Origin of the sequence: Singulisphaera photorubra, from assembly GCF_045290345.1 — a bacterium.
In the GTDB taxonomy this organism is placed as follows: domain Bacteria; phylum Planctomycetota; class Planctomycetia; order Isosphaerales; family Isosphaeraceae; genus Singulisphaera.
In genome coordinates, this window is record NZ_CP155447.1 from 9,466,978 (window position 1) to 9,480,279 (window position 13,302).

General features: G+C 62.3%; 5 protein-coding genes and 1 CRISPR repeat array (1 of these 6 only partly in view). All 5 genes read left to right on the forward strand.

Going from position 1 to position 13,302, the window contains the following annotated elements:
• Positions 1-3 precede the first annotated feature (3 nt).
• From V5E97_RS35275 to csb2, 5 genes are read left to right on the forward strand one after another with little or no spacing between them, the layout of a single operon-like run.
• Positions 4-927, forward strand: a complete 924-nt coding sequence (locus V5E97_RS35275) for a DEAD/DEAH box helicase (protein ID WP_406696220.1) — start codon at positions 4-6, stop codon at positions 925-927.
• Positions 888-2,375, forward strand: coding sequence for a helicase-related protein (locus V5E97_RS35280; protein WP_406701268.1), 1,488 nt, complete (start codon positions 888-890; stop codon positions 2,373-2,375). The genes V5E97_RS35275 and V5E97_RS35280 overlap by 40 nt, the downstream gene beginning before the upstream one ends.
• Positions 2,363-4,597: a type I-G CRISPR-associated protein Cas8g1/Csx17 gene (gene cas8g1, locus V5E97_RS35285; RefSeq protein ID WP_406696221.1), complete on the forward strand. Its 2,235-nt coding sequence runs from the start codon at positions 2,363-2,365 to the stop codon at positions 4,595-4,597. Before V5E97_RS35280 ends, cas8g1 begins: the two co-directional genes overlap by 13 nt.
• A complete protein-coding gene (gene cas7g, locus V5E97_RS35290; protein WP_406696222.1) occupies positions 4,597-5,688 on the forward strand; it encodes a type I-G CRISPR-associated RAMP protein Csb1/Cas7g in 1,092 nt (363 codons plus the stop codon). The genes cas8g1 and cas7g overlap by 1 nt, the downstream gene beginning before the upstream one ends.
• Before the next feature lie 6 nt (positions 5,689-5,694).
• On the forward strand, positions 5,695-7,296 hold the full coding sequence (gene csb2, locus V5E97_RS35295) for a type I-G CRISPR-associated protein Csb2 (protein ID WP_406696223.1): 1,602 nt from the start codon (positions 5,695-5,697) through the stop codon (positions 7,294-7,296).
• A 542-nt stretch (positions 7,297-7,838) separates the two neighbouring features.
• Positions 7,839-13,302: a CRISPR direct-repeat array (repeat unit 37 nt; unit sequence GTCATCCACGGCTTCCGAGCCGTGGCCCCATTGAAGC); it runs 1,324 nt beyond the window's last position.

Genomic DNA, 13,302 nt, shown 5'->3' on the forward strand with positions numbered 1-13,302 from the left:
AACATGACATTTGATAAGTTTTTTGAACAAGCAACGAAGACTCCTCCCTATCCCTATCAACGACGCCTGGCGACCGCCCCCGAGCTGGCGGAACTGGTCCGCGTTCCCACTGGGGCGGGCAAGACGGCCGCGGCGGTTCTCGGCTGGCTCTGGAGACGTCACTTCGCCGATGAGGTGGTGCGGCGGGCCACCCCGCGTCGGTTGGTCTATTGCTTGCCGATGCGAGTACTCGTCGACCAGTCGATTCGCGAAGCCAAGAAGTGGCTTGGGAACCTGAAGTTCCACGATACCAGGATTAGTATTCTCATGGGGGGTGCGGAGAAAGACGAGTGGTTCCTCGAGCCGGAACGCTCCGCGATTCTGATCGGCACCCAGGATATGCTGCTATCGCGGGCACTCAATCGCGGGTACGCCGCGAGCCGATTCCACTGGCCCATCGATTTCGGGCTGTTGAATAATGACTGTCTTTGGGTATTCGACGAGCCGCAGTTGATGGGCAACGGGGTCGCCACCTCGGCCCAACTGGCAGGGTTGCGCGCCTCGCTGGGCACGGTCGCTCCCTGCTCGTCGCTCTGGATGTCGGCCACCCTGGAGCCGGCCTGGCTCGACACCGTAGATTTCGCCGGCTGGCGCCGAGGTTCCTCGCTCGAGCTCGAAGCCGACGACTATGACCCGAAGCGGCCCCTGCACAAACGGATGACCGCCAAGAAAACACTTGAGCCACTCGGCGTGATGGCGACCAAGGACGGGAAAGAGGTGGCCCAGCAAGTCATCAAACGCCACATTCCCGGCACGCAGACCCTGGTCGTTCTCAACACCGTGGCCCGTGCGAAAATGTCTACAAGTCGCTTATTAAAGATAAGTCTGCGCCGAAAACCGTTCTCCTCATCCACTCGCAATTTCGTCAACTCGAGCGAGAAAAATTAAACGAAGAGCTTATGAAACCGGTGAAGGACCGAATCATCATCGCTACCCAGGTTGTGGAAGCGGGCGTTGATGTCTCGGCATATACACTCATTTCCGAGCTGGCTCCATGGGCAAGCCTCGTCCAGCGCATCGGCCGCTGTAACCGCACGGGAGAGGACGGTCCCGGCCGCGTCTTCTGGATCGACCTCGACATCGAGAAGCATCATGCCCCTTACGAGAGCGGTGACCTTCAGTTCACCCATGAGCAATTGGTCGCGCTCAAAGGCAAGGACGTCTCGCCGAAGGCGCTCGAGGACTTCAAGCAAGAGCGTGCGATCACCCTGGACTTCGTTCCGACCCACGTCCTCCGCCGCCGAGATCTGCTCGACCTGTTCGATACGACGCCCGACCTCTCCGGTAACGACATCGACATCGCCCGGTTCGTCCGCGGCGACGAGAAGGACAGCGACGTTCAAGTCTACTGGCGGGAGTTCGGCCTCGGTGTTCCGGGAAAGGACGAGACATTTCCGAACCGTCTCGAGTTATGTCGCGTGCAGATCGGGATCTTTCGAGAGTTCCTCAAAAAGGAGAAAAAGGGCAAGAGGCCGCTCGCCTATTTGTGGGACCACCTGGAGAGAGTGTGGCGTAAGATCGGCGACCCCGACCGCGAGGTGCATCCCGGCCAGACGATCCTGCTGCCGGCCACTTCGGGGGGCTACTCGATCGAGATCGGCTGGGACGAAGACTCTCCGGAGCCGGTCAAACCGGTGGCGCTCGATGAGTCGGATCGACAACTCCAGGAGGCCATCGGTGACGACCTCAACTCCTGCGGGCCGGAGTTCACGATCGTCGAGCATACGGAGCACGTCTGCACCGAGCTCGAGAAGAGCTTGAAAGGACTCGGCAACCTACCGGATGGCTGGTCGGGTCATTTGACGCGTGCCGCCCGCTGGCATGACGCAGGAAAGGCTCATGATGTGTGTCAACGCGGCATGCGAAAGGCCAATCCCGAACTCGATCCTAACAAGCTTTGGGCGAAGTCGGGCAAGTCCGGGCGATTGTCCTACGACCGCCCACGGTTCCGGCATGAGCTCGCATCGGCCCTGGCCGCACTCCATCACGGTTTGCCGTTCGAGGCGGTCTACGTGATCGCCGCCCACCACGGCAAGGTCCGGCTAAGTATTCGTTCGCTGCCGGACGAAATACCACCCGACAGCCCCGACACTCTCTTCGCCCAGGGGGTCCATGACGGCGACACATTGAACGAAGTTGAGCTCGGTGACGAGAAGTGCCCGGCCTTGACCCTCGACCTCACGCCGATGCGTCTCGGCGGCGAGAAGAGCTGGACCGCCCAAGTTCTGGCACTCCGCGATGCACTTGGCCCGTTCCGCCTGGCCTACATGGAGTCGTTGTTGCGCTCCGCCGACCTGCAAGCGAGCAAGCAAGAGCGGAAAGGATGGAAGGCGTGAACATCATCGACTTGCCCGGCGGCAAACCCGAGCCGCTGATGAGCTACCTCAAGGCATTGGGCATCTTCCGCCTCGTCGTCGAGCAGGCCGACACTTCGGCCAAAATGCTCTGGCACGGCGGCATCTGTCGGCTGCAAACGACACTCAACCGCGATGGGCTGATCGACTTCTTCGCGAATCGTTACAGCCCGACCCCAATCGTCGGTCCCTGGGGCGCACGTTCCGGGTTCTATCCCGGCTCATCGGAAAAATCGGCTCGCGAGGCGCTGAACCAGATCGTCACCGGCGCCGAGACGAGCCCGCGGCTCGGAGACTTTCGCAACGCGATCGAGGAGATACGAGACCTCCTCCGTACCAACGGAATGACGGAGAAGGTCAGCGACGACAACAAGCTGAAACTGATGCAGCTTTGCCGCAACAAACTCTCCTCCGACACGATGGTGAATTGGCTCGACGCCGTGTTCGTCATCACCGACGATTCCCGCAAGTTCCCCCCGCTCCTTGGGACGGGGGGGAATGAAGGGAGCGGCAGTTATGTCTCGATGTTCGCACAGTTGGTTGGTTCGCTCCTGGTTGACCGAAGCGATTGCGCCGGAGTAGCCAACGCCCTGTTTGATGAGTTCACATCGACGCTTGCAGGAATTTCGGTCGGCCATTTCAGTCCAGGAGCGATCGGCGGCCCGAACTCATCCCAGGGCTTCGAGGGGGGAGGCGGAGCGAATCCGTGGGACTACCTGCTGGCGATCGAAGGCACTTTGATGCTCGCCGGCGCGGCCTCTCGACGCCTCGGTAGCGATACGGTCGGGAGGGCGAGTTACCCCTTCTGCGTCGAGCCGGTTGCCGTCGGATACGCGTCCGAGTCCGATCAGGAAGCGGAGAACGGTACCCGTGCCGAGTTGTGGCTCCCCCTCTGGTGGAAGCAGCCGGTGACTTTCGCCGAGTTGCAGTACCTGTTCGCTGAAGGTCGGGTCCAGCTCGGCCGGCGCCAGGCTCGGAACACCATCGAATTTGCCTTGGCGATCAACCTCCTGGGGGTAAGTCGGGGCGTCGACGCGTTCGTTCGCTACGCATTCGTGATGCGCAATGGACTGTCCTATTTCGCCGTCCCGCTCGGCCGCGTCCCGGTCACCCTGAAGCCCACAGCCAACCTGCTCCAGGACTCCAAGTTGACCCAATGGCTCAGCCAACTCCACGTGGCTTGCCGGGACACGGAAAAGACTCCGGCTCGCTACCGCACGGCCCTCCGGCAGATCGACCAGGCGATATATGAGTTCTCCACGGGGAACGAGTCTGGCACCCGTGGTCTCAATCACGTGCTCCGCGCCCTGGGCCGCGCCGAGCGGACCCTGTCAATCGGCCTGCGATTCTGCGAAAAGAAAACGCTTCGCCCACTTCAGCAACTCTCCAAGGATTGGCTCGAACAGGCCGACGATAAGAGCCCGGAATTTCGGCTCGCGGTCGCACTCTCCGGCATTGAAGCGAACGGAGAGGTCGGCCCATTTCGGGCTTACCTCGAGTCGGTCGAAATGAAAACCGGGTCCTTCCAATGGCAGAAGGATCAGAATAAGGCGGCCGTCTGGTCGAACCGACCGCTCGCCGCCAATCTCGCGGCCATCTTTCTCCGTCGCCAGATGGAAGCATTCCGCGCCGGCCAGTCCGTCATCCCAATCCGATCACCTCGCCCCGCAGCATTAAATGATGTAATCGCATTTTTGTACGGCGATATCGATGACGACAAACTTGCAGACCTGACCTGGGGTCTCGCGGCCATCGATTGGCCAATGGTCGACTCGTGGTCGCCGCGAGTTGAGGACGTGGCGGTCCCTTTTGAATTCGGTATCCCCCGGTTACTGCTCCTGGCAAAACCGTGGACCATCCAGCCGGATCCTCGCCGTCGAAAACAACCGGAGGGCCGCCGGTGGACGGTGGCCGAGAGCGACACGATGAACTCCGCGCACGACCCCGGCGTCTTCGCGATCCTCGACTCCGGCCAACCCGATTCGATCGTCCGGTGTGTGGATCGCGCCGCGCATCGTTTGAAAACAGTCGGCCTGTTTGCCCTCGGTTCTCGCAACCGTCGCCTGGCGGGCCGTTCCCTCGCCGTCATGTCCCCATTCCGACCCGACCGGCTCCTCGCCGCGATGATGTTCCCGCTCTCTCAACGCGACCTCGTGGCGGTGGCCAACGCCGTCCTCTACCCACCCGAATCGGAGGATTCCTGATGAACTTAGATAAAGTTCTGAAAACAGCCTCACGCGTCCTGATCGAGGCCCACCTCAAACCAGTTATTGGGACGCGGATCCAGCCGACCGGTTTCCCGGACCTCGGTGCGGCCGAATACAGCGCCCCGGATGGCAAAGGTGGCCTCGAAAAAATGCTCCTCGTCGAGTCGGCCCAGTCGATGGCCAACCGGCTCGAGGCGGTCTGCTGGGATGAAGCCACTGACGATATCATCCCCGAGTTGAAGGGACTGCCGTTCGTCACGGTGAAACTCTCGGGGATCGGCAACGGGACCGACACAACGAATAGCCTGCTCGAATTCCACCGGCTCAATTCCCCTTACATTATGAATGGCGCGAGGGACGATGGGATCTCGTTCGCCGACGTGATAAGGAAAGAGCTTGGGCTCGGGTCGGCGCCGGGGAAGAAATCACCAAAGAAGGTGGTCGAAGCCGCGACAACCGAGGATGGAGCCGGCGATAAGGAACGCGACGAGGTGGCCGGCGTGGTCAACCTCCGCAGGTTAGCGGCCGTCTGCTTTCAATATGACCCGAACTCACTGGTCCACGGCATCTTCCTCGAGAAGATCGCCGGCCGGCTCCGCCATCCTCGGGCGCTCTCCGCGTTCATCGAAGCGAGTGGAGTCGATCGCGCCGACAGCGGGGGCGTCAAGTTCGACCGGGTCTTGCCCAAGCCGTCAGTCGGCGGCGTCGACGCCAAGGGGGGCTATGGCAACGTACCGTTCCACCGTTCCGAGTTCACCGCGCGATCGATCACCGCGTTCTTCTCGCTCGACCTGGCCCAGATCCGCGGCTACGGCCTCCCCGCCGAGGCGACCAGGCTCCTCAAGGTTCTCTCGCTCTGGAAGGTCCGTCGGTTCCTCGACTCCAACATGCGGCTTCGAACCGCCTGCGAGCTCGAAGTCGACGAGAAGGGCGGCGGCATCGAGGTGAGCCGGCCCAAGGACTTCGCTCTTCCATCCACGGATGAGCTTACAGTAGAACTCGCCAAGCTGATCAAGGCGTGCAAACCCCACTTCGCCGCTCCGACCACGACGGCCCTGACCTGGAACAAGCCGGCCGGCAAGGAGTGAGCGCCGATGTCCGTCACCTTGAAGCTGAACCTCCCGGCCGGTCGATACCATGCCACCCCCTGGGGCCGCCACGTCAACGAAGGGGTCCCCGAGTGGCCGCCTTCTCCCTGGCGGCTGCTGCGAGCCCTCGTCGCCGTCTGGAGGCGGACCTGCCCGGAACTCTCGGAGTCGCAGGTCAGCCGCGTGATCGAACCACTCCTTTCCCCGCCACGTTTCCAACTCCCAGCCTCTCGGGTCGCACACACCCGGCACTACATGCCGAAGGGGAAAGCCGGCCCGGGCGAGCGCACCCTGGTCTTCGACACGTTCGTCGCCATCCATCGCGATGCGCCACTCCTGATCGGCTGGCCGGACGTCGACCTGCCCCCCGCCGACCGGGGCGTCCTTACGAAGCTCGTTGCGAACCTGACCTCCCTCGGTCGGGCGGAGAGCTGGGTCCATGCCGAATTGTCGACTTCTCCACCCGAATGCTGGAATTGCCTCCCAGCCGAGTCATCCGACCCCAACCCGGTCGCCGTGTTCTGCCCCGACCCGGCCACCGCATTCGGTAGCGAGCACTATCCCACGCATACCGTCAAAATGCTCAAAAAGGGACTCAAGCCGGGCGACCTCCTCTTCGACTCCCCGCGCTGGCATCTCTGCCTCGACACTCAAACGATTCACGATCGTAGATGGCCTCAAGTGCCTGGAGCCAAATGGGTGAACTACTCGATCCGGCCTACTCATCCCGAACCGATCCCACGATCTAGCGGCCCGAACCGCCAGGCGCCGACCTTCGTCCGGTTCGCGCTCGACGGCCCGGTCTTGCCGCTCGTTACCGACACGATTCAACTCGCCGAGCGGGTGCGGGGGCAGCTCTTGAGTCGTTGCAAGTGGCTCCATAACTCCACCGACCCCCAACTCGCGATCGCCGACCTCCCGACAATCGCCCCGGCGTTCTGGGGCAAGGATGAGGAGCGTCGGCCACTTACCGGGCACCGCCATGCCTACTTCCTCCCCGTGGATGAGGACGGAGACGGCGCCATCGACCATGTCGCCGTCTTCGCTCCCATGGGGTTCAGTCGCCTGGAGCTTCAGGCTGTCGACCGTCTCCGTCGGCTCCGCTTCGGCGATCTCGACTTGTCGCTCGTCGTCGTCGGCCTGGGCGAACCCGAGGACTTCGCCCGCTCTCGACTCCTGGGCCCGGCGACGATCTGGGAGTCCGCGACTCCGTTCGTCGTCACCCGCCACCTGAAGCGTCGAGGCCGCAAGCGCGACCCTCTTGAATGGACCCAAGGCCCCGACGGCCACGCCGCCTTCGTTCGAGCAGTGCTCAAGGAAGAATTGGAACACCGCGCCGAACTTGCCCCGAACAAGTTCAGCGGCGTCGAGATCGAGGCTTTGGGCGATCGCGGAATCGGTCCTCGACACGTCCGCCCCTTGGAATTTTACCTGAGCCGCCGCAAAGAAGGCCGCGCAGGCGAGCGTCGTCCGCGGGGCGGTTTCCGAATCCGCTTCCCGCGCCCGGTCTCGGGCCCGATCGCCCTCGGACACTCTTGCCACTTCGGGCTCGGCCTCTTTCTTCCGAGTCTTCCAACCTCCGGCGATCGCCTCGCCCCCTCACCTTAACCACCCCGGAAACGGAAGTCGGGGCGGCGAAGCCAATCTTCGGCCATCATCGCCGCCGACTTCATCCCGAGCGATTTCCTGTGTCGTCCAAGAATCCGCCCGACCGATTCTCGGTGAGCACATAACCGACTCCCCTGCGACATTGGAGGCCTCCACCGATCCACGATCGACCGACGCCCCCCCTCCCCTTCCCCCACTTGACCGCACCACACCACGCAGGCCGCCGATTCGTCGGTGATAATAGGATGATTTGGGCGACCCAAACGAGTAACCTCCATCCTACGGCTTCGGTGCCTGACCTCCCGCGAGCACGAGGATCGTGAATCTCGCGCCGGCTCCAGGATCGTCGTCAAACTCTTTGGCAATAAGGATTTAAGTGCACAACGACCGCCCCAGCCCCTCTCGCAAGCTACAAGTTGTTTCTCTTCAAACCTTTCGGGCAATGAACCTCGCCCTCGATCGCGATCGTTCAACCCACGAAGAGTCACCTCTCGCGAGAGACCCTTTAACTCGCTACGCTACGAGAGGATAGGCGCCCGGCGGTCATCCACGGCTTCCGAGCCGTGGCCCCATTGAAGCATGACGTCGCTTGGACGCCTGGGTTCCTCCCGAACGAGTCATCCACGGCTTCCGAGCCGTGGCCCCATTGAAGCCCGTGAACGACCCAGGGCCGTTGACGACCCCCGCTGGCGTCATCCACGGCTTCCGAGCCGTGGCCCCATTGAAGCGTGGGATTACTTGACAGTCCGAAACAACTGACCGACCGTCATCCACGGCTTCCGAGCCGTGGCCCCATTGAAGCATCGATAAGAAGGGCATCCCCCTTGCCTGAATCGAGTCATCCACGGCTTCCGAGCCGTGGCCCCATTGAAGCTAATCAGGCGGATCTCGAAGATAAAATCCGTCCATTGAGTCATCCACGGCTTCCGAGCCGTGGCCCCATGAAGCCCAACACAGATCGCAAGATTGATCGACTGCCGGCGTGTCATCCACGGCTTCCGAGCCGTGGCCCCATTGAAGCTCAGGCATCACGGCGAGCGTTTCGATGGTGTTGGCTGTCATCCACGGCTTCCGAGCCGTGGCCCCATTGAAGCCGGATTCTTGCGGAGTTCGTGGCCGGCCTCGTCAATCGTCATCCACGGCTTCCGAGCCGTGGCCCCATTGAAGCCTCGTCGGGCTGTTCGCGGCCCACCACGCGGCGTCCGTCATCCACGGCTTCCGAGCCGTGGCCCCATTGAAGCTCGCCTTCCTGGCGTTGCGACCCGTAGCCGCCGCGTCATCCACGGCTTCCGAGCCGTGGCCCCATTGAAGCACGTATAGCTCTCCCGGTCCTCTTCGCCCATCTCTTTCGTCATCCACGGCTTCCGAGCCGTGGCCCCATTGAAGCACATCCCCGGTTCTCGGGCTATACTTCAGATGTGGAAGTCATCCACGGCTTCCGAGCCGTGGCCCCATTGAAGCGCGAAATTCGGTCGCGGGCATCGACCAGTTGTACGGTCATCCACGGCTTCCGAGCCGTGGCCCCATTGAAGCATCGTTCGCCGCTCGGTCTGCTTCAAAGACTTTGACGTCATCCACGGCTTCCGAGCCGTGGCCCCATTGAAGCCAATAACGGTTCGCGGTGAACGAATGACACGGTGCTGTGTCATCCACGGCTTCCGAGCCGTGGCCCCATTGAAGCCGGTTGCTGGCGGAATTTCACGACTGTTTCCTCCGGTAGTCATCCACGGCTTCCGAGCCGTGGCCCCATTGAAGCTGGATCGGCTCGGCCTGCCAGGGGCGCAGGTCAAGTCATCCACGGCTTCCGAGCCGTGGCCCCATTGAAGCCTGATCCCCGATCTTCAAGGCGTAAGCGGCGAGAAGTCATCCACGGCTTCCGAGCCGTGGCCCCATTGAAGCCGCCGCTAACGCAGCCACCGACAGCCGGGGGGAAGGTCATCCACGGCTTCCGAGCCGTGGCCCCATTGAAGCACCACTCTACTCGAATTGCAATCACGATGAAACCAAGTCATCCACGGCTTCCGAGCCGTGGCCCCATTGAAGCCGTTCTTGGTCAAGGTGATCTGCGTGGCCGAGTCGTCATCCACGGCTTCCGAGCCGTGGCCCCATTGAAGCTGTGGCGAAATTTGCGTCCGTAGCTCGCAAGGCTGGTCATCCACGGCTTCCGAGCCGTGGCCCCATTGAAGCCAATCTCGGTGCCGCCGATCCCATGCGCGGTGCTTGTCATCCACGGCTTCCGAGCCGTGGCCCCATTGAAGCGCCTACAACCGGTTCGGGATGCAGATCACCGGGTCGTCATCCACGGCTTCCGAGCCGTGGCCCCATTGAAGCGACCTCATCGACGTCGAGGTTGAGTCGTTACCGTCGTCATCCACGGCTTCCGAGCCGTGGCCCCATTGAAGCACGCTCGCTCAGCGTAAACGTCGGAAGCGGAATCTCGCGTCATCCACGGCTTCCGAGCCGTGGCCCCATTGAAGCGGCCCTTGCGGGCAACCGCTTCGTTTCAAGGGGTTTGCGTCATCCACGGCTTCCGAGCCGTGGCCCCATTGAAGCGTTCAGCGCTGACGTACACAGAGTCGCGGCCCGTCAGTCATCCACGGCTTCCGAGCCGTGGCCCCATTGAAGCATTCTTGCGCCTTAGCAACCTTGCTCAAGCGCAATGTCATCCACGGCTTCCGTGCCGTGGCCCCATTGAAGCGTGGACGTCCAGCCCGACGGCACGCACCGCATCAATGTCATCCACGGCTTCCGAGCCGTGGCCCCATTGAAGCCTCCGTTGAACGTCAAACCCAGACCTCAGATCCTTTCGGTCATCCACGGCTTCCGAGCCGTGGCCCCATTGAAGCACCTTCTGCCAGACGTGATCAGCCTCTTCGTCGCCGTCATCCACGGCTTCCGAGCCGTGGCCCCATTGAAGCCCAGCCGAAGTTCGTACGGATATCGAAGTCCTGGCTAGTCATCCACGGCTTCCGAGCCGTGGCCCCATTGAAGCCAGTAATTGCCGTCATAGAGGGCGAAACATGTTACATGTCATCCACGGCTTCCGAGCCGTGGCCCCATTGAAGCACCTTCTCGGTACCTATTCGGTCCAAAGTGTACGGACGTCATCCACGGCTTCCGAGCCGTGGCCCCATTGAAGCTACGCCGGCTGGATCGAGTCGCTTGAGCGGATTGGCGGTCATCCACGGCTTCCGAGCCGTGGCCCCATTGAAGCGTCCGCAAGGTCGGTATGAGCCCCCAGTCGCTACTGCGTCATCCACGGCTTCCGAGCCGTGGCCCCATTGAAGCGTGAGTCAGTCGGACTTCGATGCTCATGTCTGAGGCTGTCATCCACGGCTTCCGAGCCGTGGCCCCATTGAAGCCCAGGTCATTTGCTGACCGACCCCTCTCCGGCGAAACGTCATCCACGGCTTCCGAGCCGTGGCCCCATTGAAGCTTCAGGCGGTAAGGCCGGGAGTTATCCGGCAAGAACTGGTCATCCACGGCTTCCGAGCCGTGGCCCCATTGAAGCTGGATCAGTCGGCCGGTTTCGCCATCAAACCCCCGCGTCATCCACGGCTTCCGAGCCGTGGCCCCATTGAAGCGGGCCCTCCCAACTGAACCCCACGACCGTCCCGTCAGTCATCCACGGCTTCCGAGCCGTGGCCCCATTGAAGCTACTGGTAGCAGCCGCTGGAGATGACGGTGGTGTTGTCATCCACGGCTTCCGAGCCGTGGCCCCATTGAAGCCTTGTTCTAACAGGTGTTATGGCCCCACGGAAATATCGTCATCCACGGCTTCCGAGCCGTGGCCCTATTGAAGCAGGGGACGGAGGCCACCATCGCGGCGGCAATCAAGGTCATCCACGGCTTCCGAGCCGTGGCCCCATTGAGCGCCACCAGGATGAGGGGCCTGGCGAAGACCTCGAAGGTCATCCACGGCTTCCGAGCCGTGGCCCCATTGAAGCAGGCGATTGAAGTCCTCCCCCATCAAGCCGGTCGTTTGTCATCCACGGCTTCCGAGCCGTGGCCCCATTGAAGCAGTCCTCAATCCACCAACGCCCCGGGCCAAGCCGGGGTCATCCACGGCTTCCGAGCCGTGGCCCCATTGAAGCTCGTAGCCCGGATAGCTGCTGTCCGTGGACTGCGTGTAGTCATCCACGGCTTCCGAGCCGTGGCCCCATTGAAGCGCGGAGGCCTGGACCAACGCTCTCGAAGTCTCGACGTCATCCACGGCTTCCGAGCCGTGGCCCCATTGAAGCACGCACGCGATCGTGACCGTCACCTACGAAACGCCGTCGTCATCCACGGCTTCCGAGCCGTGGCCCCATTGAAGCAAAGAAAGGCGAAACGATGGATCGCCTTGGCCCTGTCATCCACGGCTTCCGAGCCGTGGCCCCATTGAAGCCAGACCTCACTAAGATCGACACGCCGATGTCGAGACGGTCATCCACGGCTTCCGAGCCGTGGCCCCATTGAAGCTTGGCGAGCGGCGCCTTGGTCGCGGCGCGAATGTCCGGTCATCCACGGCTTCCGAGCCGTGGCCCCATTGAAGCTGCAAGCTCACGCATATGTTCGCGGGCGGAGTTCATGGTCATCCACGGCTTCCGAGCCGTGGCCCCATTGAAGCTTCGGCAACGACTTGAACCCACCCGCGTCGGTCCCGGTCATCCACGGCTTCCGAGCCGTGGCCCCATTGAAGCGACGACCCGGTCTCGCGAGACATCGAGCGCGAGGCCGGTCATCCACGGCTTCCGAGCCGTGGCCCCATTGAAGCTTGCGGTTCTCGCCGAGATGACGACGGATGACTTTGTCATCCACGGCTTCCGAGCCGTGGCCCCATTGAAGCGTCCTCGAGGCAGGAAAGGAGCCGCGAAAGGTCGCGTCATCCACGGCTTCCGAGCCGTGGCCCCATTGAAGCTTCGCTTCCGATGCCCCTAGCGGTTCTGAATGCGAGGCAGTCATCCACGGCTTCCGAGCCGTGGCCCCATTGAAGCTGGCGTGCCTGATCGGCGACCCTGAGTCGGGCCTGGCCGTCATCCACGGCTTCCGAGCCGTGGCCCCATTGAAGCCTTGATGCAACCCAGTGGGTCTGTCGATAGGCCGCGGTCATCCACGGCTTCCGAGCCGTGGCCCCATTGAAGCTCGTAATCAGCCATTTGATCGGCCGGCAGGGTCTCCGTCATCCACGGCTTCCGAGCCGTGGCCCCATTGAAGCTTACGGAACAAAATGGAATCGATTCCGCCTGAAATCGTCATCCACGGCTTCCGAGCCGTGGCCCCATTGAAGCCAGCAACTTGTTACCGTGCTTGAACCCGTCCTTCTTGTCATCCACGGCTTCCGAGCCGTGGCCCCATTGAAGCAACCGATCCCACCCTGGTTCTCGCCTCAACTTCCGCCCAGTCATCCACGGCTTCCGAGCCGTGGCCCCATTGAAGCAAGGTGTCTTCGGACTCGATGTATCCGAACAAGTTCGTCATCCACGGCTTCCGAGCCGTGGCCCCATTGACGCAATACATATACAGTCAAGTCTACAAGTGGCACTCTTGGTCATCCACGGCTTCCGAGCCGTGGCCCCATTGAAGCCGATTCTCCGCCGAGATCGCTTTGCAACGAGCCCTGGTCATCCACGGCTTCCGAGCCGTGGCCCCATTGAAGCTTGCTCGAGTGCAGCCTTGAGCTTTTCACGGTCAGCCCGTCATCCACGGCTTCCGAGCCGTGGCCCCATTGAAGCGAGCATCGCGACCGTGGCGTCTTCGAGGATGACGATCGTCATCCACGGCTTCCGAGCCGTGGCCCCATTGAAGCAATCGGGAGGGCGGCGAATTGGAATTGCAGTCGTCTTGTCATCCACGGCTTCCGAGCCGTGGCCCCATTGAAGCCCTGCTGTGGGGCCGACTCCCGCATTTGAGGTCCGCGTCATCCACGGCTTCCGAGCCGTGGCCCCATTGAAGCAGCCGGAGCCGGCGTGTAGACGACCTGTTGGACTGGGTCATCCACGGCTTCCGAGCCCTGGCCCCATTGAA

Bases quoted from the DNA above. Each gene is read 5' to 3' on its own strand.
- csb2 (WP_406696223.1), top strand. From the start codon at position 5,695: ATGTCCGTCACCTTGAAGCTGAACCTCCCGGCCGGTCGATACCATGCC.
- cas8g1 (WP_406696221.1), top strand. From the start codon at position 2,363: ATGGAAGGCGTGAACATCATCGACTTGCCCGGCGGCAAACCCGAGCCG.
- cas7g (WP_406696222.1), top strand. From the start codon at position 4,597: ATGAACTTAGATAAAGTTCTGAAAACAGCCTCACGCGTCCTGATCGAG.
- V5E97_RS35275 (WP_406696220.1), top strand. From the start codon at position 4: ATGACATTTGATAAGTTTTTTGAACAAGCAACGAAGACTCCTCCCTAT.